Source organism: Falsihalocynthiibacter sp. CO-5D18 (genome assembly GCF_041205445.1).
Lineage (GTDB): Bacteria > Pseudomonadota > Alphaproteobacteria > Rhodobacterales > Rhodobacteraceae > Falsihalocynthiibacter > Falsihalocynthiibacter arcticus.
The window spans coordinates 91571-116658 of record NZ_JBGFCF010000014.1 but is presented as its reverse complement, the minus strand read 5'-3'; the positions used below and the strand labels follow the sequence as shown (position 1 = coordinate 116658).

The following is a 25088-nucleotide window of genomic DNA, read 5'->3' as shown; positions in this document are numbered from 1 at the left end:
GATCAGGAGGATTCAAATTTTACCATTTGTTAATATTGGTTAACAGTAGGTAAACAAACAATAAATTTATAAAATTGTTGAGAAAATTCTCGACTCGTCGAACGCGCTGGGCTACACAACCTATGGTGGTTATGGAGTGAGATGCTCGTTTTTCGGGCGATCGAGGCCTATTGAATGAAAGACCATACTGATAATGTAGACTTTTGCGAGACAGCCTATGTCTCTAGTGACGTTCGCTACTATCCAACACACCATCGGGCACAAATAAGTACCCTTCCAACCTACCCAAAACGGCTTTTCGACTTGGGGTTCGCGATGGTTGTTTTGCCGATCTTGGTGCCGGTTCTTGCAATCCTCTGGATGTTGGCCTCAAGGGGCGGTCCGGGTCTATACTATCAAAACCGGGTGGGTCGCTATGGTAAGGTTTTTAGGTGCTACAAGTTTCGCACTATGGTGTTGGATGCGGAAAAAGCGTTGGAAGCTCTCTGTCAGGACGATCCTGAAGTTGCAGAGGAATGGCGGGCTAACCAAAAGCTGGAAAATGATCCACGGATTACCCCAATTGGTCGCTTCCTGCGGGCAACGAGCCTAGACGAACTACCCCAAATTTGGAACGTGGTTAAAGGCGATATGAGCCTCGTCGGGCCAAGACCCTTCATGGAAAACCAAGACACGCTTTATCGTGCGGCTGGCGGGCATTCCTACTATAATCTTCGGCCTGGGATTACCGGATTGTGGCAAATTGAAGGGCGTGGCACCTCTAGCTTTCTGAGCCGCATTTCTTACGACAACACGTATAATGATCGCCAAAGCTTCTGGATGGATTTATGCCTCATTCTAAAGACAGTGACCGTCGTTTTCAAGAAAACCGGCCATTAGGTCTGAGCGTCAGGCCAATACAATCCCCGTAGGATCGCGCGTACCGTGTCTTCGCCAAACTGAGTGCGAATACGATTGATCGAAGCTTCGGCAAGGACATCAAAAGACGGAGTCGACCAGAGTTGCGCAATTTGTGAAGCGATTTCGACTGTTTCAACGCGATCCTTGATGATGATGCCACAGTCCGAAATCGTTGACTGATTGAAGCCATGCTGGGTCGCAACAGGAACGCATCCGCGCGCCATAGCCTCGGTGAGAGCATTTGAATGACCCTCGCCGGGCCACTTCGTTAAAAAAACGAAAAAATGGCTTTGGTCAAGGAATGTACGAACATATTCAAAGCTCTGCGCGCCGTGTCCCATGACATAGGGTCGGTCTTTACAATTTCTCTCAAATTCTTTCCGAAAGGATTTGGTGGGTCGACCAATGATATCCAGCTGCACGGGCAGACCAATTTGCACCAGATGATCCGCGACATTGATAAGATCAGGCACGCCCTTTGCCTCTGATACGGTTCCCACATAAACGAGGCGACAAACCTCTGAACTCCGTGTCGGGGGGTTTTCCACGATGTTCTCCCCATCCACAAAGTTCGGAAGATAGGTGACCTCAATATCGGGAGCGATTGACCGAATAAGGGGAATATATTCCCGCCCCTCAACAGAAACCACGTCGGCCAATTTTATGCAGCCGTCAAAAAGTTTACGATATGTTTTCCCAAAACGTGCGCGATCGCTCGCTTTGTTTCCAGCTCGCAAATCCAAAACGATGCGCATTCCAAGGCGTTTTGCACGACGGATCAGAAGGAACTCTGGTAGAATAAACTGCTTAAATAAAGGGGTGATGTGAAAAGGTATTGCGTTGCCTTTGGCCTGCCGTTGGTTCAATTTTTTGCGCAGCGCTAGAAAATTCAGGAAGTAAGAAATTGCCCTTGGAAGGAAACCTTTCCCGAGAGTATCCGGATAGACATACTCATCCACGTGACAGCCCGCAGCTTCGAGGAGGGAAATTGTGCGACGATTTGCTGTCTCATATCCACCACGAGACACACCTTTTTTCGGCGCTATAGGACCGCAAAGTATGCTGTGCCCCGGGAGTCCAGAAGTATTCACTATTTACCAGTCCTAAATGTTTATACGCTCTCCCTCGCTTTGGTCTCAAATTCCCTCCATAATAAAGGGTTACTTTGGCGACAGGGCAGCATTGTTCTATCTCTTCTCCTTCTGGTTGTATATTGTTAATCCGTGAATGCGTAGCGTTGTTTGTAGTTAGGGCGAAATGAAGAATTCTTTGGTTATTTCGTCGATTACTCTCATGGGAATTCGTGCATTAGGTGTCGGGGTGCAGCTTGCGACGACAATCTTTTTAGCGCGAAACCTAACCCTCTTGGAAATGGGGCAGTTTGCTTTGATGTACGCCGCTCTCGGGCTAGTGCGCGCAATTGGGTCCTTTGGAGTTGATCAAGCATCAATGCGTCAAATCGCAGGGACCATGGATGGCAGACGAGTTTCCACGGTGGCGCAAAAGTTGAGCCTCGCTGGAATTGTGATTGCAATGGCTTCGGGTATCCTCATTTCCATTTGTGTCCTATGCGCGCAAAAGTTAGGTCTTCTGGGTGCCCAAAACGCTACTCTTTTTGCCATGGCGGCACCGGCCTATGTGTTGATTGGTCTTTTGGTAGGACAGGTAAGAGGGTTGGGGCACAATTTGGCTGCCCAAGTGCCAGAATCAATCGGGCTTCAGCTCTTTATTTTCTTGGCACTTATGCCTGCCTATTTGAATGGAACACTGAACGGAAACGACACGTTACATGCACTCTTGTGGGCAGGATGGCTCACATTGGCGATTCAAATTCTCATCCGTTTTTTCATTGGTGGCGGCCCGATCGGGAGTGTAGATCGTGCATCCATTAAGGTATTATTGAGCGATGGATGGAGCATTTTTCAAGCGCAAATATTTACGGTTTTGGCGATGCGTGCCCCCATATTTTTGGCGACAGCTATATTGGGTGCGGGTGGCACGGCCATCATCGAGGTTGCTCTTCGATTTGGCACCTTACCGTCCCTTCTGACAAGTTCCGTTGGCGCAACGTTCAGCCCTGCCTATGCGCGCTTGTCAAAAGATAACAATATTTTGGGTCTCAACAAGGCACGCAAACAAGCTGGATTATTGGCTGGAATTCCCTCCTTCGTTTATGTCCTTTTCTGCACGTTGGGAGGAGGCGTACTAATTGGGTGGGCTTTTCCAGCTTCCTATAGCGCTGCGGTTTTGCCAATTTCCCTCATCGCATTTGGCTCGTTTCTAAATGCGGCGTTTGGGCCCGCGAGCAATGTGTTTCTGATGTCTGGACAGGCAAAAATTGTCCGAAAATATTCAATTCTGCGACTTGTTTGCGTTGTCGTGGTATCGTTCTTGGCGGGGCCGATTTGGGGGAGTGCCGGAATTGCAATTGCAATACTTCTGGGCTTTGCCCTTCGGGATCTAGGGCTTAGTTTGGTGGCGCGCCGCAAAGGTTTTTAAACGGTTTTGCGCTCAAGGTACGCCTGTCGAGCCGCGCCAAATGCAAACAGCAAGAATGCCGAATTTGGGCGAGAAAGATACGCGTTAGAGACACATGACGCCGCAAGAAGCGCGAGGCTTAGAGCGAGAAATGCCCCCTGATTTCGCAAGCCCACTAGCAGCCAGAACCATAGGAATACTATCAGGCCGAGTACCCCGCCGCCCCAAAGAATCTTTAGAACGTCGCTGTGGGAGTCCTTCTCATCCCACCACCAAGTAGAGGTTTTTAAAAGGTCAGAACCAGGCCCCGTACCAAACAGAAGCGTTTGAAGGTCGCGCTGATTAAGTAAGTCGAACCGCTCGCCGTAATTGCTCAAGCGGCCACTAGAAAACTGGTTGAAAACGGACAGGTCAATTGTCATGGCGACTGCTGCAATGGCGACGAGCGTAACAGCACAGAGAACCAAAATTACAGAGCGGTTATGCCGCAAAAACGGGTTCGACAAAAGCATCTCAAAGCCGAGGTAGAAGAGCAAAAACAAGATGGGTGTACGCACACCATTCCCATTCAACAGGAACAAGCACACGAGCGCGAAGAGGATAAACCAAACGGGTTTGAGCCTCTCGGACTTATACAAAAACCAGAATAGGAGGAGCGTGCCAACGAGCGCATAGCCAGAGGCATGGAGGTTTGTCGAAAACGGTGCAAAACGTTGGCTATTGTTTAGGAAAACGTTTGGCAAGAAGACTGCGTGAAGCGCCGCCGACGCGAGTATGGAAAATGCACAAATGGCAAGAAGCGCAGGGGAGATTTCGCGGCGGCAAATAACGAGCGCAATGAGGGCAACATAGGGGGAAAGTTGCCGGACTGCCGCAAGGATGGATGCTTGGTTTTGTGTCTGCGATACTTGCTCAAGGGCAAGGCCGACAAGGCCCATGAATACAAAAATACCGACTGGTAGAAACAAAATAAGGTCTTTGCGATCGCCTGTGCGTTGGAGATAGGCGACAATCGCAAAAATGTAGAGCAGGTTAATTCCGCCTGCCAAAACCAGACGCAATGCTGCCGGAAAATAGTCAAAACCGAGCAGCAGGAAGAGCTGTGCGCCGATTGCGACGTTGATCATTTGTTCAAGACGCGAAGGTAGGCCGAAATGAGGGATGAAATTTGGTGCGGCCACGCAAATTTTCTCTCGACCCGTTCGCGCCCGATGACTCCCATTTCCGCCCGTCGGTCAGGATTATCCAAGAGGTCCTCGATCTTTTGCGCAAAATCTACGATGTCGTTTGAAAGCGCATAGAGCGAACTTTCACCCGCCGAAAAACGCCCTTCGGTCACATCGAATTGCACGATGGGTTTCCCAAAAGCCATGTACTCTAGAATTTTATTCATCGTGGATTTATCGTTCATCGGGTTCACGCGATCAGGGTTTACACAGATCGCGGATGTGGAAAGAACTTCGAACAACTCTTGATCCGGCGCGCGTCCGGCGAAGGTGACGTAATCCTGAAGCCCCATGTCGGCGCAGAGGTTTTTCAAATCATCAAGGGCAGGCCCGCCGCCAACAAGGACGAATTGGATATCGTGCCGCCGTCGATCGTGGACCAAATACCGCACGGATTCCAGCAACAGATCAATGCCTTCCTGTTCGCCCATAACGCCAACATAACCGACAACATAGTCACGCCCGTTTTTCCACGACTCCACGGGGTCGACAGATTTAACACGCGTGAGGTCAGGACCAGAGCGAACGACAAAAACGTCATCGGGGGGCATTTTCCCGCGCTCGATTGCGATGCGTCGATAGCTTTCGTTGGTGGCAATTGACACCGACGCGCTGGCAAATGTGACACGTTCGAACAAAACCATCAGCTTCCAAAAGAAACCGCGCTTGTTGAATTTCGCCTCATAGAGTTCAGGGTTAATATCATGGTGATCGAAAACAAATCGCCGCCCAAGCAGGCGAAATTGCCACGCGACCAAGAAGATGAGATCGGGGGGGTTGCATCCGTGAATGACATCAAAACCGTGCTTGAAAAGGATTTTCCACGCGAGGTAACTTTCCCAAAACAGCGCGGCCCCATATTCAACCAAATATCCTAGCGCCCCTTTTGCATCCAAAGGGAGGCTGTGGCGATAAACATGGATACCCTCAATCTCTTCGTACCGTTTGTCGAACCCTTTTCCAGTTGGGCAAATGACGCTTACAACCGCACCTGCTGCCTTAAGGGTGCGGGCTTCGAGCCAGACGCGTCGATCAAAGGGAACGGGGAGGTTCTCGACGATGATGAGAACTTTGCGCTCTTTGAGGGGCGCGCAAGCCTGCAACTCTTCGAAAGAGGTAAAAGCGGGGGATTGGGTGGGTTCTGGCATTTATGAGACGGTCACATATTTTTAGGGAACTCTACTTAAGGTATAGTCAATACATCTCTAGATTGATATTTATTCTTTTTCGTTTGACTGGATTTCTCAAGTTTTGCGGTAAAAGTATCTAGAGGTGCATGGGAATAGCGAATTGTCGTCAAAATTGAGGTGGTACTTTGACCGGTTAAAGTCGATGTCTCCCAGAGAAGTTGTGCATCGGATGAAAGAGCATTCTCTGCGCCGGCGTGGGCGCACTTTTACGCTTGAAGCCGGTGATTTTGGAACCCTCGCCCTTTTTGAGTTTTCCCAAGAAACGTTTGTAGAAGTCACTAAGAATTGTTGGCAAGAATGGCAAACAGAAGTCGAGCGTGCGCGGGTTGGTCGCTGGCACTATCTTGGGTGCACATGGGATCCTGTGCCTCTTGCCGACTTATGGCACTTTGACCCAGTAAGTGGCGAGTATTGGGAGCGCGAAAAATACTGTTTCGACGTCGCTTATCGGCATCGCCCTGATCGCGGCGACATTAAATACACATGGGAAATGAATCGGCTGCAAATTTTGCCCGTTGCTGCTGCGTTATTTCGAGCGAAAGGTCAGAAAGAAGACCTGCGGTTTTGCCTCGAAGTGATGGAAAGTTGGATCGACTCCAATCCGCCTTTTCTAGGGGTGAATTGGAATTCCGGCATCGAACTGGCCCTTCGAATTATGAGTTTTACGACGGCGGTTTCGCTTCTTGGACAAGAAAATATCCCCGAAAACCTAAAGTTAAAACTTGTCAAAACATTGAACGCTCATTTGGTTTGGCTCAACAGGTATCCGTCTAAATATTCCTCCGCGAATAACCATTTGATCGCCGAACTGTCAGCGACCTATATCCTTGGTCGACTGATGCCGCGTCTAAATAAGGCGAAACTCCTTGCGGACAGGGCTTTCGTTGAGCTCGGCGAGCAAATATTGTGCCAAATTCACGAGGATGGTGTCGGGGCCGAGCAATCCCCCACCTATTCCTGTTTTGCGCTAGAATGGGTGCTGCTTGCTCTAAACATGGCGCGCCATCAGGGTGAAAAGTTCGAACCTCAAGTTATGAACCGTTTAAAGTCTTCGGCCAAACATCTGCGCTGGATGATGGATGAGGGCGGAAATGTTCCGCGCATTGGGGATGATGATGAGGGGCGGGTCATTCTTTCAGGTGGTGCGCGGGAGGAGGATTATGTGCGAAACATCCTTTCTTCTTTGGCAGAAATTGCAGATTGTCCAGAGTATGCGCCACTCAAGGATCGCGCCCACTTACGTCAGATTTGGACGGGCCGAGCAGCATCGGCAGGACCATCACCTGAAGGAGCGGGTTTTTTCGACGAGGGTGGCTACAGTGTTTTCCGACATTCCGGGAAGGGGCTCAGAAGCCTAATCGCGCTTGACCATGGTCCCCTCGGGCATCTGTCGATTGCGGCGCACGGGCATGCCGATGCGCTTTCAGTTTGGTGGCATCTCAATGATCAACCCGTGTTTGTTGATGCGGGAACGTATCTATATCACTCGGGTGGTGAGGCGCGTGACATGTTCAGAGGGACCATGCAGCACAACACGCTCTGCCTGTCCTCCAAGGATCAAAGTAAAATTTCGGGTGCGTTCAATTGGTCCAATCCCGCGCGTGCAAAGCGTGTGCCAATGTCGCAGACGGCGGGCGGGTTGTGTGCTGTGGGGCGACATGATGGCTATAAAAAACCCTTCGGCGTCATCCATGAACGCAAATTAGCCCTTGATGCTCCATATGGTTATTCAATCCGCGACCAATTGCTGGGAACACCAAAAAAGGGTCTCAAAGAGGTGTGTTTGACTTATGTTTTACATCCCTCGATCGCTGTCAATTTAAGAGAAAATGGCAGTGTAGATTTGCTACGGGATGGGAAAAAAATTGCTGGTGTCGAGCTTTGGTTGCGACCTGATGATACGCTTCGGCGCTCCGGATCCCGCGTGCATTTTTTGATTGAGGAGGTTGCCTATTCGGGTAGCTTTGGCACACGAGAAACGACGTGTTCCCTTAGAGCGCGCTTCGCTCCAAACGACCTGAAAAGCGGCTGGCTGGAAACAAAGGTTTCTATTGATGCCGCCTAATTCCACATTCGTAAATGATCCCATCGTCATCGTCGGGCAACCGCGCAGTGGCTCGACAATTTTGACCCGCCTGCTCAATGAAGACCCTTCAGTGTTTATCGTTAATGATTTCTATGTCCTCCAAAAAATTGATGCAGAAAACCTATGGGAACCGTTGACCAGCGACGAGGCATTTCGGGTTGCGCAATGGGTTTACCGCATTTTGGAAATTCGCAGCACACAAGAAGTTGGTAAAACACTTGAGCAACCGATCCACCTTTCGCTGGATAACCTTGGCGAGGTTAAGCAACTTGTGTGTGCAGAATGGCCGGATTTTCTGTTGTGGAGCGACGTGCTCCACATGATATTTGAGCGTGCGGCGACTCTCGCGGGGGCGACGCGCTGGGGGTGGAACACGCCTCAGGACCACCAACATTTGGATCGTATTTACGCGGGCTTTCCGCAAGCTTTGGTCGTCTGTCAATTACGGCAACCAAATGCGGTCTTGGCGTCCTATAAAAATGTCGAGGGGTGGTGGCATGATCGGCGGCGCTATAACCCAGTGGTGTTGGCGTACGCATGGAAAAAAGCCGCAGCCAGCACGGAATTCTGGCTGAAAGAGAAGCCGGAACAGTTTCAGTTTATCCGCTACGAAGATTTGGTGGGTGATACACCCAAAACAAGTGAGGCCTTCGCAAGGTTTTTGCGATTGACAGCCCTGCCAAATTCTCTCGAAGGTTTGGGGGAAAATTCCTCAATGAGTGGCACAAAACCGAAGAAAAATGTAACTGGGTTGGAAAGCCGATTGGCGCAGAAAATATGTGCAGAGTCAGCGACACGCCTTGGATTTCCGGCGGCGGCAATAATTGGGATCAGAATGTCCGATTTTGGCGCGGCCCTCTACATCGTTAAAAACTCAACGTCTCTTCTGTTTTCAGAATACCTTTTTAACAACGATAGGCGGCGTCGTCTTTTGAATTTGGCCTTCAAAAAGTAGTTTCCAGCCCGCGTTTCTGCGAGCTGGAGTTATTAAGTTATCGATATTTTTCGTATGAATCCGTTTATGAATTCGCCACCCACGTTTCCACCGATATTCATCGATGAAACATGGGCTGCGCCCGGACCATTTTGCGACGTTACACTGCCCGCGCTTCCGTTCAAGCTTTCCGACCACTCGATCTTGAATTCAGAAGCGTTGCTCGTGAGCGTCATTGTGTGAATGCCCACGACTGTGCCGCCGCCAACTCCGGAATTCATGCCAAGGGTGCCAGCTTCGTTCCTGATTTGGGCAAAGGTGGCACTGCCCGCTCGAATACGCGAATAGCCAGCATTTCCGGACCACCTCGCAACATTCCCGACACCATTGCTCGCGAGAGAACCGTTTTGAAGCTGCTCCCATTCGATTGTGAAGGTCATGTTGTCAGGCGTAAACCAACCGAGATCATGGGGTTGGACGCGATCATAAGATCGCGTCACCGAAGTGGTTCCCGTGGCGATTGGTGAGGTGGAAAATGCGCCGTCTTCGAGTTGAACCCAAATGGGGCTTCCCGTCACCGCCAAGTCTACATTGCCCGATCCGGACAAAGTAAACGTGTCGCTTGAGCCTGCGGACGCAGAGGCTGACGCCGCTCCAGATAAGGAGGCTGATCCACCTGCGCCAACGGACAACGTATAGGTGCCCGCCGCCAATGTGACTGTTTGGTTGGTTGGCGCGAAGCTGGTTAGCAAGACGTTATTTCGGGCCTCTTCAATGAGGAGGCCTTGTGTGGAGAGGCGAAGGGTATTTGGAGCGAAAACGGTTCCGTCATTCAAACGGCCTTCAGTTGTACGCGTGCAGGCAAAAATATCCGAAATCTGAACGATGTTTTCGTTCAGAACGGCGAAACCTGTGGTGAAATCGCACAACATTTTCAACCCTTGAGTGTCGGGTTGTACGGCGGGCGCGTTCGGCCAAAGCGGAAGACCCAGACCGATCATTACACTAACCCCACCAAAGCAAGCGCGGTAGTGCCACTTGCCAATACCTTGGAAATACGCAGCGGTAAAATCGCACCGTTTGTGACGTTCTCAAACGTGACGGTTGTACCAGATTTCGTCACAGCAGTAATTGTGCCGCCTTGCCCCACAAAAAGGGCGCGGGTGACTTCGGGCAATTCGGATGTGTCATTGGGAACAATATCAAATGCATCAATTGCGGGGCCGTTTGAAACAGGTGCAATACCTTCGTAGCGGTCTAACATTTTGGAGTCTCCTGAGTTGAAAGGGATAGGTGTTTATATCCCGAGCGAGCCTAAGCGGTTGACAACGCAACGCTCGGTTGTGTTGCATTTGGCCTTCACTCTCGCAAAAGGAGAGTTAACAAGTTGCCACTAGCTCCTTTTTCGTATCCCTAATTCATCACCCACTGTACAAATTGAGGTGTTTTTACTGAACTTGGGGCCGTCACAATGCAGATTTCTATTTTCGGAATGGGATATGTCGGATTCACCGCAGCGTGTTGCATCGCAAGTGAGGGGCACACTGTCATCGGCGTCGATGTAAGCGACACCAAAATCACCGATGTTAACAATTGCATAGCGCCCTTTGAAGAGCCCGGGCTTCAGGACCTCATGGAGAAGTCCTTCATATCTGGGCGGTTATCGGCCACAAAATCGGTGGAAGACGCGCTGTTGGATGCGGATATGGCCATCGTATGTGTTGGTACGCCGAGCGGTATCGATGGCGCGCATGATATGCGATATATCGCGGATGTTTCCCGCCAAATCGCGACCAATATCGCCCGCACGGATCCTGTAAAAAAACTGACCGTAGTCTTTCGTTCGACCATGCGCCCCGGATCAATTCGCAAACTTGTGATACCGATTTTCAAAGCCAGCATGGGAGAAGCGTGGAGTGACAAGGTCGATCTTGTCTATAACCCCGAGTTTTTGCGCGAAGCGCAGGCAATTAACGATTACTTTAATCCGCCAAAAATTGTCATCGGTACGGCGGACGGACAACCGAATGCAGTCATGGACGAACTTAACAAAAACATTGAAGCGCAGGTTTTTGTTACGCAGTTTGAAGAGGCCGAGTTTACCAAGTTCGTGGACAATTCGTGGCACGCTGTGAAGGTTGCTTTTGCAAATGAGTTCGGGCGGGTTTGCCAGAAAATGGGCGTGTCCGCAAAGCAGGTGCATGAAATTTTTGTCTCGGACACTAAGCTCAACATCTCCCCGTATTACACCCGCCCGGGCGGCGCATTTGGCGGTTCATGCCTTCCAAAAGACGTGCGGGCGTTGCAATATATCGCAAGCGACGTTGGCGCGAATACACATTTAATCGACAGTCTCATTCGCTCTAACGACGCGCATAAAAACCATCAGTTTGACCACATCGTGCGCAACCTGACGCCCGAGTCCGAGGTGCTGATGGCAGGGTTGGCGTTCAAAGCGGGGACAGATGATTTACGCGAGAGTCCAAACGTTGATTTGGCGCGTAAACTCCTCGAGGCTGGGTTTCGTCTGCGAATTTTCGATCCCTGTCTTTCGCCTGAAAAATTACGCGGTCATAACTTGGGGTATCTTTATTCAACACTTCCCCAAATCGATTCACTCTTGATAAATTGCAAAGACGCAGAGGCGGGGAATTGGGAGCTTGTTATTGTTTCAAACGCAACAGGGCTTGCGATGGATTTGTCGAAATTTCAAACCGTGGAAACACATAGTATTGCATAAATAGGGTTGCGCTTCGACCGTCGAAGCGCAACCCGTTGTTTCATTTAACGACGCGAACAGCACCTTTTGCAGCACTGGATGTCAGAGCCGCATAGGCCCGCAGGGCTGTCGTGATCTTGCGTGGGCGTGGTTTGGACGGCACCCAGCCTTCAGCGTCCCGTTTGGCACGGCGTTCGGCCAAAACCTCATCCGAAACAGCAAGATTGACCGTCCGGTTTGGAATGTCGATCTCGATAAGATCGCCTTGCTCCACCAGTCCAATCGTTCCACCTTCGGCCGCTTCAGGAGAAACGTGCCCGATGGAAAGCCCAGAAGAGCCACCCGAGAAGCGTCCATCCGTCACAAGCGCACAGGCTTTGCCCAGGCCGCGGGATTTTAGATAGCTCGTGGGATAGAGCATCTCCTGCATCCCCGGCCCACCGCGTGGTCCCTCATAGCGGATCAAGACAATATCGCCCTTCGCCACTTTGCGGGTCAAAATGCCGGAAACCGCGTCATCTTGGCTTTCAAAAACATTCGCAGGGCCAGTGAATTTGAGGATCGAGTCGTCAACACCTGCCGTTTTCACGATACAGCCGTCTTCTGCGAGGTTCCCAAACAACACGGCCAAACCACCGTCTTGCGAGAATGCGTGCTCTGCTGAGCGCACAATGCCGGTTTCCCGATCATCATCCAACGCCTTGTAGCGCCGTGATTGCGAGAACGCGACCTGCGTGGGAACTCCGCCCGGTGCAGCACGGTAGAATTCGTGCACCGCTGCGTCGTCTGTGCGTTTGATGTCCCATTTATCCAAGGCCGCCCCAAGGGTGCCCGCGTGGATGTTGTTGACGGTTGTATCCAGCAATCCTGCGCGATCCAATTCGCCCAAAATGCCCATGATGCCACCCGCGCGATGGATGTCTTCCATGTGCACATTGGCAATCGAAGGCGCAACTTTGCACAAAACCGGAACGCCACGTGAAAGGCGGTCGATGTCGGACATGTCGAAATCGATTTCGCCTTCGTGCGCTGCGGCGAGCAAGTGCAAAACCGTATTGGTAGAGCCGCCCATGGCGATATCGAGCGTCATGGCGTTTTCAAACGCAGCTTTTGTGGCCACATTGCGCGGCAAAACGCTTTCGTCTTCTTCGTGGTAATAGCGGCGCGCAAGGTCAACGACCAAACGGCCCGCTTCGAGGAACAATTCTTTACGATCAGAGTGTGTCGCTAGTGCCGAACCATTCCCCGCAAGCGCCAATCCAAGCGCCTCGGTTAAACAGTTCATCGAGTTCGCGGTGAACATACCCGAGCAAGAACCGCAGGTTGGACAAGCAGAGCGTTCGATCGCAGCCACATCGTCGTCGCTCATGGTTTCGTCAGCTGCGGCAACCATTGCATCGACCAGATCAAGGGACCGTTCTTCGCCATCCAGCACCACTTTTCCGGCTTCCATTGGGCCACCGGAAACAAACACAACTGGGATATTCAACCGCAACGCGGCCATCAACATACCAGGAGTGATTTTATCGCAGTTTGAAATGCAAACCATGGCATCGGCGCAATGCGCGTTGACCATATACTCAACCGAGTCGGCAATGATTTCGCGTGAGGGCAGGGAATAAAGCATCCCGTCGTGACCCATCGCAATGCCATCATCCACCGCGATGGTGTTGAATTCTTTGGCAACACCACCCGAGGCTTCGACTTCGCGCGCAACCATTTGCCCCAAGTCTTTGAGGTGTACGTGTCCGGGAACAAACTGCGTGAAAGAGTTCACAATCGCAACAATCGGCTTGCCGAAATCGTCGTCTTTCATGCCGGTCGCACGCCAAAGGCCACGGGCCCCTGCCATGTTGCGACCATGTGTCGAGGTTTTTGATTTTAAGGGTGGCACAGCGCACCTGCCTTTCGAAATACTTGTTTGACGAACGGCAAATATCACTGCTCGCACCAGAAAACTAGGGGATTAGCAGTATTCGAGTTCACGGTTTAAGGAACACGCCCTCAGGACGGCAATTACTCTTTGGAAATCGCGTCGTAACGACGCAAGTTTGCAATCAGGGCGCCCATTTGATCAATCGGAATCATGTTCGGCCCGTCGCTTGGCGCGTTGTCCGGATCTTGGTGTGTTTCGATAAACAATCCAGCAACCCCGACCGCCACTGCCGCACGCGCCAAAACGGGCGCAAATTCGCGCTGACCGCCCGAAGACGTGCCCTTCCCGCCGGGTTGTTGAACCGAGTGAGTCGCATCGAAAATGACGGGGTAGCCCGTAGCGGCCATCGTTGGCAGGCCACGGAAATCGGTAACCAAAGTGTTGTACCCAAAGCTCGTGCCGCGCTCACACAGCATGATGTTATCATTGCCCGTACTTGCGATTTTTTCGGCGACATTGCCCATGTCCCAAGGCGCAAGGAACTGACCCTTTTTCACGTTGATCACCTTGCCAGTCTCGCCTGCTGCGAGGAGCAAGTCGGTTTGGCGGCACAAAAACGCAGGGATTTGCAAGACGTCGACAACTTCGGCGGCGATGGCGCAATGATCAGGAAGGTGCACATCGGTAATCACGGGAACATTAAACTCGCGGGCAATATCGTCCAAAATTTGCAAACCCTTGTCAACGCCAAGCCCGCGCTCTGTCCCGATGGAACTGCGATTGGCTTTGTCGTAGCTGGCCTTGAAAACGAACTTCGTTCCTGTCGGCTCGCATGCTTCAGCGATCTTCTCGGCCATCATGCGCGAATGCTCAAGGGACTCTAGCTGGCATGGTCCGGTGATGAGGAAAAACGGATTTTTACCACCAACTTCGATATCACCGATGTTTACGATCTTGCTCATAACTGGGCTCCTAGAACGGATTCAATGCGTGCGACATCTTGTGGATTGTTGAGTTCCCAAAATACCCGCCCCCTGCCGTCCACTTCAACACAGCGAATGGGGTGGCCGTTTTCCAAGAAACGGAGTTGCTCCAATCCTTCGAGTCTTTCAAGCGGGCCTGTTTCCCAACTGCCATAATCGGCGAGGGCATCGGGGCGATAGGCGTAGACGCCAACGTGATGGAAAACGGGGATTGGGTTTGGAATTTTATTAGGGTCGACATAAGGGACGACTTCCTTGGTGAAATACAGCGCGTCTTTGAATTTGTTAAAGATGGCTGTTGTTCCTCCAACGCGATTGTTGCGGCGGTCTTCGGTGAAAAGGGCATAGGTTTGGGCATCACAGCGCAGAACGGGCGTTGCCATACCCACGGAATTGTCACGCTCCAGCTCGTCGATGAGGGCCTCAACAAACCAAGGTGGGGTCAAGGGGGCATCGCCTTGCAAATTAACGATAATATCGGCTTCTAATCCTGCGTTTTGCATGGCTTCTGCGCAACGTTCTGTGCCGTTGGCGCAATTCTCGGAGGTCATGATAACATCGGCACCAAAGGCGCGTGCAGCCTCGGCGATCCGCTCGTCATCGGTTGTTACGAAAACTTCATCCGCTCCGCGTACTGATTTGGCGGCCTCATAGCTCATTTGAATAAGCGATTTTTGTGTGCCATCCGGCAATGTCAGTTTGACCAGTGGCTTACCTGGATAGCGCGTAGACGCGAACCGCGCCGGAATTAGAATAACTGTTTTCATGCAACCCCCGCCCGCAGGCAATCATGGATGTTTAGCACGCCGATTGGCGCATTCGTGTCGTCGACAACCAGAAGGGCGCCGATCTTTTTCGTATTCAAAACGCGCAGCGCTTCTTCTGCAAGGCTGTCGCCGCGGATCGTGACAGGATTGAGGGTCGCCACTTCCCGTGCGGTTTTCTCCATCAGCCCTACGAGGTTGCGGCGCAAATCCCCATCTGAAACCACCCCGATGAGGCGGCCGTTTTCTACAACGCCCGCAATCCCGAACCCTTTTGAAGTCATTGTCAAAATCGCTTCGGACATCGGGGTTTCGGCGGCGACAATCGGAACCGCTGTCCCACCGTGCATCAACTGGCTGACCTTGATGAGTTGTGCGCCAAGTTTGCCGCCGGGGTGATAGGTGCGAAAGTTCTCGGGCTTGAATTCCCGAAGTTCCATCAGGGCCACCGCGAGGGCATCCCCAAGGGCAAGTGACAGTGTTGTTGATGTTGTCGGCGCCATACCAATCAAGCAGGCTTCGGGCACATCGGGCAGGGTTAGGGTCACATCAGAGGCTGATCCGAGCGCACTCTCTGGCCGTTTTGTGATGGCAATCATTGGGATCGCGAAGCGGCGGGTGTGGGCGATTATGTCACCCAACTCAAAAGTTTCGCCCGAGTTCGAAATCAGGATGCAGACATCTTCGGGGCGGATCATTCCCAGATCGCCATGGCTTGCTTCCGAAGGGTGAACGTAAAACGAGGGCGTGCCTGTGCTCGCGAGTGTTGAACTTATTTTGCGCGCAACATGACCCGATTTTCCAATCCCAGAGAGAATAATGCGCCCCTCGCACTTGAGCATCTTTTCAACGGCAACATGGAATTCAGGCGTCAGGTTTTGGGCAAAATGAACCAGTGCTTCGCCCTCAGACAGCAAAACACGGGCGCCAATGGCATTGATTATTTCCGGAGAGAGGCGAGGTTGGGTCACGTTTGGTCCCTTGGTGCAATTTTTACCAGTTTGGCACGGTCTTAAACTCAAATGGGGGAAATCAACATAGGGTAAAAATTTCCCCGCTAGATTTTGCCAAGGGCGATGGCACTCCACATTGCGGCGTTGCTAAACTTAGTTTGCCGATAGACGCCAACTTTCTGCAGATCATTTAAGCGCGCAATCCCGCGCCGCCGTCGCGCCCGCGCAAACAGTGCAAGGCGACGTTGGTTTTCGGGGGTAAACCGATGCGCAGAGCGGCGCAGCGCGGCGATGTTGATATCGTTCCATTCGCTGAACCTGCCGTTGGCAACCATGCGCGTCCGCGTGAGGAGGGCAGCGGTGCCAACATTCGCGCCGATGAGATTGCCGCCATGTTGGCGATAATAAAGCGACGGTTCCTGATCAAAAATAACCTTTCCGCCCACACCTGTGATCATCTGATAAATCCACCAATCATGGGCCACAATTGCACCCGCTTCCAAGCTGGCGTCCTGCAGCAAATCAAGCGCGGCACGGTTCATCATGATCGTGTTTCCCGCCGCCACATTTTGGACCAACGCATGTGGAAACCCGAGGGTTCGGGCAGGCATCCGGGACAGTCGGAGCGACTTTAATTCGTTGTCACACCTTAGGGTCCGACTGCAGTAAATTGTTGGAATATCTGCGGGTTCGATTTCCAGCATATTACGGCTGCGTTCTATTTTTGCCGGAAACCAGACGTCGTCCTGATCCGAGAGGCAAGCGTAGGCGACATCGGGGCCAGCCAAGCGAATGAGCGAAAGGAAATTCTGAGCAAACCCCTCGCGAGGGCCACTTGCTAGCGTTACAGGGCCTTTGGAGAACCGCTCAAGTGTGAGACGCAAAAAAGCCGAAGGCTCCCCTTCAGAGTCGTCGCTGACGATCAAGGACAAGTCCTCAGCCACTTGCTCTTGAAAGCTCACCACTTGCTCCACGAGAGTCTCGCAAGGTTCATAAGTAGCCATCAAAATTGCGACCTGTTTATTTTCCGACTCTATCTTCAAGGACCGTTCCTGCGTTTGTAAAAATGAGCGGTATGCACGCTCGTTTCCGCTGTTCTAGCACAGGTTTTAAGCTTCAAAAAGGATTTGTAACACAGGGGGAACCGCCGACCTTAAAGGGCGTATTCAAAACGCATTTGTTAAGGATTGTTTGTAAATACCTTATGGGTGCCACATTTGGAAAACGTTTTGTTATCCATCTGGCCGCTATCTTCCCAGCATGCGTGTGGGCGCAGTATAACAAATGGGGTAGCCTGCGTGGCTTATTTCTCTTACAAAACAACGCTTTTGGGCGGCCATGAGAGCTATTGGTCGGGTATTTCCGACATGGCTGTTCAATGGAATGATGGGGTGGCATCGTTGTATGCGGCGTCCCAGGCTGGCAATGGCGTGACGTCTTATCAGTTGGGTTCTGGTTCGGATGCGCTTTTCCGAAGCCAGACTGCCTATAGTCAAATCGAAGTTCCTGGAGTTGCGACAGCACTTGAAACCTTCACAATGGAGGGCGTCACTTATGTTATTTCTTCGGGTTTGCAGGCTGATAATTTGCTGTCCTTCACTTATGCTTCATCGGGGGTTTTTTCGAAACTTGAGACTTTCGCTAGTGACGTTCCATTTGAGGCGAATTTGCGGGATGTAACTTGTGTCATGGTGGCAGATTCGATGTTTCTTTTCTCGTCGCACTCGGGCATTGCTGGCATCTCGATTTATGGAATTGATAGCGACAGAGTGATGACCCAAAGGGGGTCTGTAGCCTTGTCGAGCGGGCAGACGGGCGAAGATGTGGCGGGGATGACAACTCTCACCAATGCTTCCGCAACGTACCTTTTGGTCGGGTCCGCGTCGCTCGACAATGTCACCAGTTATCGTATTGGAGGCGACGGAACGCTTACATCCGTTGGAAGTATGGGCACAGAGCAAGGCCTTGGGATTAGCGACATTTCGGCGATCTCGACGGTCTCTAATAACAGTGGAGATTATGTCCTTGTCGCCGCAAGGGGGAGTTCGTCCATTTCCGTTCTGCGGATGTATGGCAGTGGAACTCTTGTGCCAGTCGATCATGTCATTGATGACCTCTCGACGCGGTTTCAGAATGTAACAACAATGGAAACCATCGTAAGTAATGGGCGCACCTATGTTCTGGTCGGGGGGGCGGATGATGGGTTGAGTCTGTTCACTCTTTTGCCTGATGGTCGGTTGCATCATTTAACCAGCATGGCTGACACCGTCCAAATGGCCTTGGAAAATATTTCAGCTGTGACGATGTCTGACCAGAACGGCGAGTTGCAAATTTTTGCGGCGAGTGGCGTGGAGGCCGGAATTACCCAGCTTACTGCGACAATTGGTGAGGTGGGAGAAACGCGAACTGGTACGGGTGGCAATGACACGATAACCGGTTCGGCCAGTGACGATATTCTGTTTGGCGCAAACGGAGATGACGAGATTTCGGGGGGTGCGGGCGACGATATTCTCATGGATGGATCAGGGGTGGATCAGCTGCGGGGCGGCGCAGGGCACGACACATTTATCCTGTCCGAAGATGGTCAACGCGACACAATCCTCGACTTTGATGCCACTTTGGACATTCTTGATCTCTCGGGATTTACGCTCTTCAGGAGCATCGAACAGCTTACGGTCACAATGACATCAAGTGGCGCACTGCTGACCTTTGGAGAAGAAGTGATCAGCCTTATGTCTGCCAATGGCCAGCCTATTTACCATTCCACACTCGCTGGAATGACGATCGTGAATGCGACCCATACTCCGGTCTCGTGGATTTTACCCGAAGGTGCGCGCAATGGCAGTGCAGATAACGACGTAATGGAAGGGTCTAGTGCTGTTGATATTCTCTATGGATTAGGAGGGGCTGATTTCTTGCGTGGCTACGGCGGCAACGACACTCTCGATGGAGGCGACGGGGATGACATTCTGGTCGGTCTCGCGGGGGCAGATTACCTCTTAGGGGGGCGCGGGGATGACACCGTGGCATATGTTTATGATGCCGCCAGCGGTGGCACATCTGGCGTATTGGTCAATTTGCATGTGGGCGTGGCATGGGATGGCTTTGGAAATAAAGACACAATTGAGGAGGTGGAAAACGTATCAGGAACCAATCAAGCCGATACGATTACGGGTAACAACGATGGAAATCGACTTTTTGGACTAGATGGCAACGACAAAATCTATGGCCTTGAAGGAGATGATCTTATTGCTGGCGGAGTTGGTGCTGATTATCTTCGTGGCGGCCTTGGAAACGACATGATCTATGGCGGAACTTGGGGTGACCAACTTTTTGGAGAAGCAGGGAATGATCTTCTCAATGGGTATTGGGGGAACGACTATCTTGACGGTGGAACCGGATATGACACCTTATTTGGGGGGGATGGCGACGACGTCCTTTCGGGAGGGTACCATCGCGATAAATTATACGGCGACGCTGGCAATGATCGGCTGTATGGCGGCGTTGGCAACGATGACGTTTTAGGAGGTTCTGGGAATGATCGATTGTATGGCGGCCAGGGGAACGACCTTTTGGGTGGCGGCTTGGGGAATGACACCCTGGTGGGCGAGGACGGAAATGACAGGCTCTATGGATCCCACGGGAACGATTACCTTCAGGGTGGCGACGGTTATGATTTCCTCTACGGTGGAGATGGCGACGACGCGCTTTCGGGAGGGTCCCTTCGCGACATAATGAACGGTGACGCTGGCAATGATCGCCTTTATGGCGGCCTTGGCAATGATGACCTCTTGGGCGGCACGGGTAATGACCAATTGTATGGCGGTCAGGGGAACGATCTCTTGGGTGGGGGAATAGGAGCCGACACCCTTCGGGGCGAGGATGGAAATGACAGGCTCTATGGGTCCCACGGGAACGACTATCTTCAGGGTGGCGACGGGTATGATTTCCTCTACGGGGGGAATGGCGACGACGCGCTTTCAGGTGGGTCCGATCGCGACATATTGAACGGTGACGCAGGCAACGATCGCCTTTATGGCGGCCTTGGCAACGATGACCTATTGGGCGGCGCGGGTAACGATCTAGTCCTCGGTGGCTATGGTTCTGACCTCATTGGAGGTGGCGCGGGCAACGACACTTTATACGGTGAAGCCGGAAATGACCGGATTTATGGCGGTGACGGGGTTGATCGGCTTTTTGGCAACGACGGGGATGATTTCCTTTTTGGCGGCGGCTCTCGAGCAGATGGAGGCGACGTGATCGACGGCGGCTCTGGCCATGATTATGTCAATGGCGGGTATGGAAATGACGTCATCATGGGTCGGGATGGCAACGACACGCTAAACGGCAGTGTAGGTTCGGACACGCTTTATGGCGGGGTCGGTAATGATCTTTTGGTTGGTGGGATCGGTAATGACAGGCTTCACGGCGGAATGGGTGCGGATAGGTTCTATCACAATAGCTATTGGGGGAACGGAACGGACACAGTCATGGATTATGATGGCAGGGAAGGTGATAGGTTGCTTTTCTCGCACGCGGCCTCAGAGAACGACTTTAGAGTTGTTCTGCAACACTCCAGTGAAACAAATGGGCAGCGCATGGGCAGCGATAATATTCGTGAGGCGCATATTGTTTATATTCCCACAGGGCAAACCGCTTGGATCTTAATTGATGGGGCCGCTCTGGATCAGATCAATATAAACTCCGCCGGTGCGACGTTTGACCTGATGAATTAACCTGCGAACGATGTTTAAAATGAGTGCCATAAAATGAGCAAACCTTTGACGTAATTTCGAAGGCAGAGAACTCTATCCTAAAAGTTGAACAATTTTGCTCAATTGGACAATGACTTACGTTTTTGCCAACGAAGGGCACTTACAGATCTTCGGAAACGTGTTTCGACTTCATTTTTTCGGAGAAATGCACGATAATAGGACCACCGCGGAACCAGTTTACGCACAACAAAGTATGAATGGGAATAGTTATGCCTGCGCTTCGCGTCGATCAGAATTCTGAGTTGGAAAGTGACATTGTCGATTTTGCAGCGCGATCTGAGAACGGTGATGCCGCGGGAAGCACTGCGACGACGGCTTTTCTGTCCGTCGGCGACACGTTCTCAGGGTCGTTGACCTCAGGTAGCGACAACTACGACTGGGTACGCGTTACATTGACCGCGGGGCAACGCTATACGGTTTCCCTTGATGGAAATACTTTGGACGACCCCTATTTGCGTGTTCATAATTCCTCGGGAACCGAAATCGCTGAAAATGATGATAGTAATGGCTACAATTCGGAACTCTCCTTCACAGCGACATCTTCGGGCACCTATTATCTTTCGGCAGGCAGTTATCAGAGTGCGTCATCAGGGTCGTATTCGCTGAATATAGAAGCCGAGGCCGCGCCGTCCATAGGGTCAATCAATGCGATGGCCGCCTATCTCACTGACGGGTATTGGAACGATACAGGGCGCAATCGGCATACGTTTGATACCAGCTCTTCCAATCAGATTTCAGTGGATATCACAGGGCTTTCTTCGGGGGCGCAGCAACTTGCGCGCTGGGCGTTTGAGGCTTGGGAAGCGGTTGCAAACATTGACTTTGTCGAAATTTCGGGTTCCGCAGATATTGAATTCGACGAACCCTCCTCAGGAGGGGCTTCTTCTGGTTATTCCGCCAGCGGGACAACAACGAACTCCGCGACTGTTTCCATAGACTCCTCTTGGATCGCGAGTTACGGCACATCCTTAGATAGCTATAGTTTCTCAACCTATCTTCATGAGATCGGGCACGCTCTTGGCCTTGGTCATCAAGGGAATTACAACGGCGACGCAGAATATGGCGCGGACGAAGAATTCAGCAATGACTCGTGGCAAATGTCAGTTATGTCGTATTTTGACCAAACGGAAAACACCGCCATTACGGCCAGTCGAGCTGGGGTGGTCACCGCCATGCGTTCGGATATCATAGCGATTCAAGACCTCTATGGAACGCCGGGTGCCAGTTCGGTGTCAGCTGGCAATACGACCTATGGGGTTGGCAACACGCACGGTGGATATATGGCGGACTTGTGGAATGCCACAGTTTCCCCCAACGCCTCAATCTATGGCGGAGATCCCATCACGTTCACGATCTATGACCGTGATGGGATCGACATAATTAACTTCTCAAACGATACAAACAATCAGCGTATAGAGTTGCGGGCTGGGTATGTTTCGGATGCCTTTGGGTTGATTGGGAATATAGCCATTTCAGCAGGGACGACGATTGAACACTACATAGCGGGGAGTGGCCAAGACAGAGTCACTGGGAACAGTGCTCGCAATTATATAGATGGACGCGACGGCAACGATGTCTTGATCGGTTACGGGGGCAATGACAGGCTCTTGGGTGGCAACGGAAACGATAGATTGGTTGGTGGCACCGGCAACGACCAACTGGAAGGCGGTAACGCCAACGATAGATTAGAAGGCGGCTATGGCGACGACAGGCTATTTGGCGGCTACGGTGAAGACACGCTTTTAGGTGACGATGGCAACGACCGGCTGGAGGGCGGGTATGCCAATGATCTTCTTGGCGGAGGAGAGGGGAATGATACCGTTCTCGGCGAGGCAGGTAATGACGACCTCTATGGCGCCAATGGTAACGACCTTCTTGGTGGCGGCGATGGCTCAGACGCTTTGCATGGAGGGAATGGAGCAGACCGACTTTATGGGGCTGATGGAAATGACGCAATCTACGGCGACGCTGGCAATGACCGCGTCTATGGTGGCGATGGGAATGACCTCATAGGTGGGGGCTCTGGCGACGATTTTGTATTTGGAGATGCCGGCGAAGATCGTCTCTATGGGGGCTATGGAAACGACACGTTGTATGGCGGCTCATACTCCGACCTCCTCGACGGCGGTCCCGGTAGTGACCTGTTTAATGGTGGCGGAAGCAGCGATGAAATCACTGGTGGATCAGGGGCAGATAAGTTTTACCACTCTGGAACTTCTGTCGACGGTCGCGATGTTATAACGGACTTCAACCACTCCCAAGGAGATCGTCTCTTTATGGGTGGAAGTGCGACACGCAGTGATTTTTCCGTTGTTTATGGCCATGCCAGCGACTCCAACGGCCGACTCGGCAATGACAACATTCAAGATGCCTACATCGTTTACTCTGGAACAGGGCGCGCCGTTTGGCTTCTTACCGACGGGGCACAAGTGGGTCACATGATTGTCACTTCAGACGGAGAGTCATTCGACCTCCTAGCTTAACCCATTTCTGCGGTGCGTAAAGTTAGCGTCGTTATCGCTTGATGTTGTGACAAAAATATTTGGCCGCTGAGTTTTTTCTGAAAATCAATGCGCAGAAGGCGATCCATAACGGGGCCTTTCACTTCGCTCAAGTGAAAGGTAACACCGGATGCTGCAAGCCGCTCGTTGATGGCCTCAAGTGAATGCAGGGCGCTCATGTCAATCGCGTTCACTGCGGAACAGAGCAATATCACATGCTTCAAATCTGGGCGCTGAGCGGCAAGGTCATAGATTTGATCCTCCAAGAAACGCGCGTTGGCAAAATACAGGCTTTCGTCCACTCGGAGCGTCAGGATTTCGGGGTGGATCTCAACTTCGTGACGCAAAATATTGCGAAAATGTTCGGTGTTCGGCACTTGTCCCACAATGGCCATATGGGGGCGTGAGGATTTGAACAGGTGTACCAATATGGACAGCACAACGCCTGAAGAAACGCCGATTTCAACGCCAGCTCCCAGTGTGATGACAATTGTCGTCAAAACGGCGGCAAAATCAGCTTTTGAGTAGGCCCATGTTTTTCTGAGGATCGAAAAGTCCACAAGACTCATCACAGCAACGATGATGGTGGCTGCAAGGGTCGCTTTAGGAAGAAAGAAAATAAGCGGCGTCAGGGCAAGGGCGGCAACGGCCAAGCCCATAGCGGTGAAAATCCCCGCGGCGGGCGTTTCGGCCCCAGCGTCATAGTTCACAACCGAGCGGGAAAAGCCGCCAGTCACGGGGAAACCACCGGTAAAAGCCGCTCCGAGATTGGCCGCGCCCAGCCCAATGAGTTCTTGGTTTGGGTCGATGCGTTGGCGCTTCTTTGCTGCCAGTGTTTGGGCCACGGAAATGCTTTCTACAAAACCAATCACCGAAATTAGAATCGCGGGTCCGATGAGGGCCGACAGTAGGTCTGGAGAGATATCGGGAAGGGTGAATGGCGGAAGGGATTGCGGGACCTCGCCCACAATTGCGACACCCATATCTTTAAGACCGAGCGCAAAGACCGCCACAGTGGTCAGGGCCACCGCGAAAACGGGTCCAGCTTTGGCGCCAAACTCCGCGCCCGTGGCCGACAGCCCTGCTTTCAACAGCAGAGGTTTAAGTCCCTTGCGGACCCAAAACAAAAATGCGGTGGCCAAAACGCCTAGGGTAAGGGTGATAAAGTTGGTTTGCGGCAGGCCATTGAAAAGGGAAGTGACAAGTTCAGGAAGGGTGTGTCCCTGCGCTGAAATGCCAAAGATATACTTGAGCTGGCTCGCGGCAATCAACACGCCTGAGGCTGTAATGAAACCGGAGATCACGGGATGCGACAGGAAATTGGCGAGGAAGCCGAGACGGAAGATCCCCATAAGCAGCAAGAAGCCGCCCGACAAAAAGGCGAGCGTCAGGGCTGCGATTGCATAGCCCGCCGTACCCGTCTCCGCGATGGCGCCAATGGACGCCGCGGTCATCAGGGAGACAACTGCAACTGGCCCTACGGCGAGCGCGCGGCTGGTCCCGAAAATGGCGTAAAGGATAATCGGGAGGATGGATGCATAGAGACCCGCTTCCGGTGGTAGCCCTGCTAGCAATGCGTAGGCCAACGATTGTGGGATCAACATGATCGTCACAATCAACGCGGCGACCATATCGTTGGAAAATGCCGTGCGGGAATAGGTCTTACCCCACGTGAGAATTGGCAGGTATCTATGCATGTTTTT

Annotated in this window: 18 protein-coding genes; 7 read left to right on the top strand and 11 right to left on the bottom strand. The window is 52.0% G+C overall.

The genetic code is table 11. The features are described 5' to 3' along the window. The first annotated feature begins 174 nt into the window (after positions 1–174). Positions 175–879: a sugar transferase gene (locus AB9F27_RS17230; RefSeq protein ID WP_335584559.1), complete on the top strand. Its 705-nt coding sequence runs from the start codon at positions 175–177 to the stop codon at positions 877–879. Here the strand turns inward: AB9F27_RS17230 and AB9F27_RS17225 are convergent. Next, a complete protein-coding gene (locus AB9F27_RS17225; RefSeq protein ID WP_335584560.1) occupies positions 876–1928 on the bottom strand; it encodes a glycosyltransferase family 4 protein in 1053 nt (350 codons plus the stop codon). The genes AB9F27_RS17230 and AB9F27_RS17225 overlap by 4 nt on opposite strands. Positions 1929–2157: 229 nt before the next feature. Between AB9F27_RS17225 and AB9F27_RS17220 the strand changes: the two genes are divergently transcribed. Next, positions 2158–3399: a hypothetical protein gene (locus AB9F27_RS17220; RefSeq protein WP_335584561.1), complete on the top strand. Its 1242-nt coding sequence runs from the start codon at positions 2158–2160 to the stop codon at positions 3397–3399. Here the strand turns inward: AB9F27_RS17220 and AB9F27_RS17215 are convergent. Together AB9F27_RS17215 and AB9F27_RS17210 are read right to left on the bottom strand one after the other, a co-directional pair. Continuing rightward, entirely contained in the window at positions 3396–4559 is a 1164-nt protein-coding gene (locus AB9F27_RS17215) for a hypothetical protein (RefSeq protein ID WP_335584562.1), read from the bottom strand. The two genes, AB9F27_RS17220 and AB9F27_RS17215, sit on opposite strands and share 4 nt — an antisense overlap. After that, positions 4502–5752 (bottom strand): glycosyltransferase family 4 protein, encoded by a 1251-nt coding sequence (locus AB9F27_RS17210; protein ID WP_335584563.1) that lies wholly within the window; start codon positions 5750–5752, stop codon positions 4502–4504. Before AB9F27_RS17210 ends, AB9F27_RS17215 begins: the two co-directional genes overlap by 58 nt. Positions 5753–5936: 184 nt before the next feature. Between AB9F27_RS17210 and AB9F27_RS17205 the strand changes: the two genes are divergently transcribed. Next, positions 5937–7859: an alginate lyase family protein gene (locus AB9F27_RS17205; protein ID WP_369757958.1), complete on the top strand. Its 1923-nt coding sequence runs from the start codon at positions 5937–5939 to the stop codon at positions 7857–7859. Further along, entirely contained in the window at positions 7849–8835 is a 987-nt protein-coding gene (locus AB9F27_RS17200; protein WP_335584565.1) for a sulfotransferase, read from the top strand. Before AB9F27_RS17205 ends, AB9F27_RS17200 begins: the two co-directional genes overlap by 11 nt. A gap of 32 nt (positions 8836–8867) precedes the next feature. Here the strand turns inward: AB9F27_RS17200 and AB9F27_RS17195 are convergent, their stop codons facing one another. Both AB9F27_RS17195 and AB9F27_RS17190 read right to left on the bottom strand, forming a co-directional pair. After that, the gene (locus AB9F27_RS17195; protein WP_335584566.1) at positions 8868–9815 is read right to left on the bottom strand and encodes a hypothetical protein; all 948 of its coding nucleotides are present in this window, start codon (positions 9813–9815) and stop codon (positions 8868–8870) included. Then, entirely contained in the window at positions 9815–10078 is a 264-nt protein-coding gene (locus tag AB9F27_RS17190; RefSeq protein ID WP_335584567.1) for a hypothetical protein, read from the bottom strand. The genes AB9F27_RS17195 and AB9F27_RS17190 overlap by 1 nt, the downstream gene beginning before the upstream one ends. Positions 10079–10285: 207 nt before the next feature. Here AB9F27_RS17190 and AB9F27_RS17185 point away from each other — a divergent pair, with 207 nt between their 5' ends. Further along, positions 10286–11554: a nucleotide sugar dehydrogenase gene (locus tag AB9F27_RS17185; RefSeq protein WP_335584568.1), complete on the top strand. Its 1269-nt coding sequence runs from the start codon at positions 10286–10288 to the stop codon at positions 11552–11554. Between the two features lie 40 nt (positions 11555–11594). On the opposite strand, the gene ilvD is transcribed toward AB9F27_RS17185, so the two are convergent. The 5 genes from ilvD to AB9F27_RS17160 all read right to left on the bottom strand — a co-directional run bounded on the left by ilvD (position 11595) and on the right by AB9F27_RS17160 (position 17152). Continuing rightward, a complete protein-coding gene (gene ilvD, locus AB9F27_RS17180) occupies positions 11595–13427 on the bottom strand; it encodes a dihydroxy-acid dehydratase (RefSeq protein ID WP_335584569.1) in 1833 nt (610 codons plus the stop codon). Between the two features lie 122 nt (positions 13428–13549). After that, positions 13550–14371, bottom strand: a complete 822-nt coding sequence (gene kdsA, locus AB9F27_RS17175) for a 3-deoxy-8-phosphooctulonate synthase (protein WP_335584570.1) — start codon at positions 14369–14371, stop codon at positions 13550–13552. After that, positions 14368–15159, bottom strand: coding sequence for a manno-octulosonate cytidylyltransferase (locus tag AB9F27_RS17170; RefSeq protein ID WP_335584571.1), 792 nt, complete (start codon positions 15157–15159; stop codon positions 14368–14370). The genes kdsA and AB9F27_RS17170 overlap by 4 nt, the downstream gene beginning before the upstream one ends. After that, on the bottom strand, positions 15156–16127 hold the full coding sequence (locus AB9F27_RS17165; protein ID WP_335584572.1) for a KpsF/GutQ family sugar-phosphate isomerase: 972 nt from the start codon (positions 16125–16127) through the stop codon (positions 15156–15158). Before AB9F27_RS17165 ends, AB9F27_RS17170 begins: the two co-directional genes overlap by 4 nt. 86 nt (positions 16128–16213) lie before the next feature. Next, the gene (locus AB9F27_RS17160) at positions 16214–17152 is read right to left on the bottom strand and encodes a glycosyl transferase (RefSeq protein ID WP_335584573.1); all 939 of its coding nucleotides are present in this window, start codon (positions 17150–17152) and stop codon (positions 16214–16216) included. A gap of 255 nt (positions 17153–17407) precedes the next feature. Here AB9F27_RS17160 and AB9F27_RS17155 point away from each other — a divergent pair, with 255 nt between their 5' ends. Together AB9F27_RS17155 and AB9F27_RS17150 are read left to right on the top strand one after the other, a co-directional pair. Beyond that, on the top strand, positions 17408–20845 hold the full coding sequence (locus AB9F27_RS17155; protein WP_369757957.1) for a calcium-binding protein: 3438 nt from the start codon (positions 17408–17410) through the stop codon (positions 20843–20845). A gap of 248 nt (positions 20846–21093) precedes the next feature. Further along, entirely contained in the window at positions 21094–23367 is a 2274-nt protein-coding gene (locus AB9F27_RS17150; protein ID WP_335584575.1) for a M10 family metallopeptidase C-terminal domain-containing protein, read from the top strand. On the opposite strand, the gene AB9F27_RS17145 is transcribed toward AB9F27_RS17150, so the two are convergent. After that, positions 23364–25082 (bottom strand): SulP family inorganic anion transporter, encoded by a 1719-nt coding sequence (locus AB9F27_RS17145; protein WP_369755850.1) that lies wholly within the window; start codon positions 25080–25082, stop codon positions 23364–23366. The genes AB9F27_RS17150 and AB9F27_RS17145 overlap by 4 nt on opposite strands. Positions 25083–25088: the final 6 nt, after the last annotated feature.

Bases quoted from the DNA above. Each gene is read 5' to 3' on its own strand.
- AB9F27_RS17230 (WP_335584559.1), top strand. From the start codon at position 175: ATGAAAGACCATACTGATAATGTAGACTTTTGCGAGACAGCCTATGTC.
- AB9F27_RS17220 (WP_335584561.1), top strand. From the start codon at position 2,158: ATGAAGAATTCTTTGGTTATTTCGTCGATTACTCTCATGGGAATTCGT.
- AB9F27_RS17210 (WP_335584563.1), bottom strand. From the start codon at position 5,752: ATGCCAGAACCCACCCAATCCCCCGCTTTTACCTCTTTCGAAGAGTTG.
- AB9F27_RS17205 (WP_369757958.1), top strand. From the start codon at position 5,937: ATGTCTCCCAGAGAAGTTGTGCATCGGATGAAAGAGCATTCTCTGCGC.
- AB9F27_RS17200 (WP_335584565.1), top strand. From the start codon at position 7,849: ATGCCGCCTAATTCCACATTCGTAAATGATCCCATCGTCATCGTCGGG.
- AB9F27_RS17195 (WP_335584566.1), bottom strand. From the start codon at position 9,815: ATGATCGGTCTGGGTCTTCCGCTTTGGCCGAACGCGCCCGCCGTACAA.
- AB9F27_RS17190 (WP_335584567.1), bottom strand. From the start codon at position 10,078: ATGTTAGACCGCTACGAAGGTATTGCACCTGTTTCAAACGGCCCCGCA.
- AB9F27_RS17185 (WP_335584568.1), top strand. From the start codon at position 10,286: ATGCAGATTTCTATTTTCGGAATGGGATATGTCGGATTCACCGCAGCG.
- kdsA (WP_335584570.1), bottom strand. From the start codon at position 14,371: ATGAGCAAGATCGTAAACATCGGTGATATCGAAGTTGGTGGTAAAAAT.
- AB9F27_RS17170 (WP_335584571.1), bottom strand. From the start codon at position 15,159: ATGAAAACAGTTATTCTAATTCCGGCGCGGTTCGCGTCTACGCGCTAT.
- AB9F27_RS17150 (WP_335584575.1), top strand. From the start codon at position 21,094: ATGCCTGCGCTTCGCGTCGATCAGAATTCTGAGTTGGAAAGTGACATT.
- AB9F27_RS17145 (WP_369755850.1), bottom strand. From the start codon at position 25,082: ATGCATAGATACCTGCCAATTCTCACGTGGGGTAAGACCTATTCCCGC.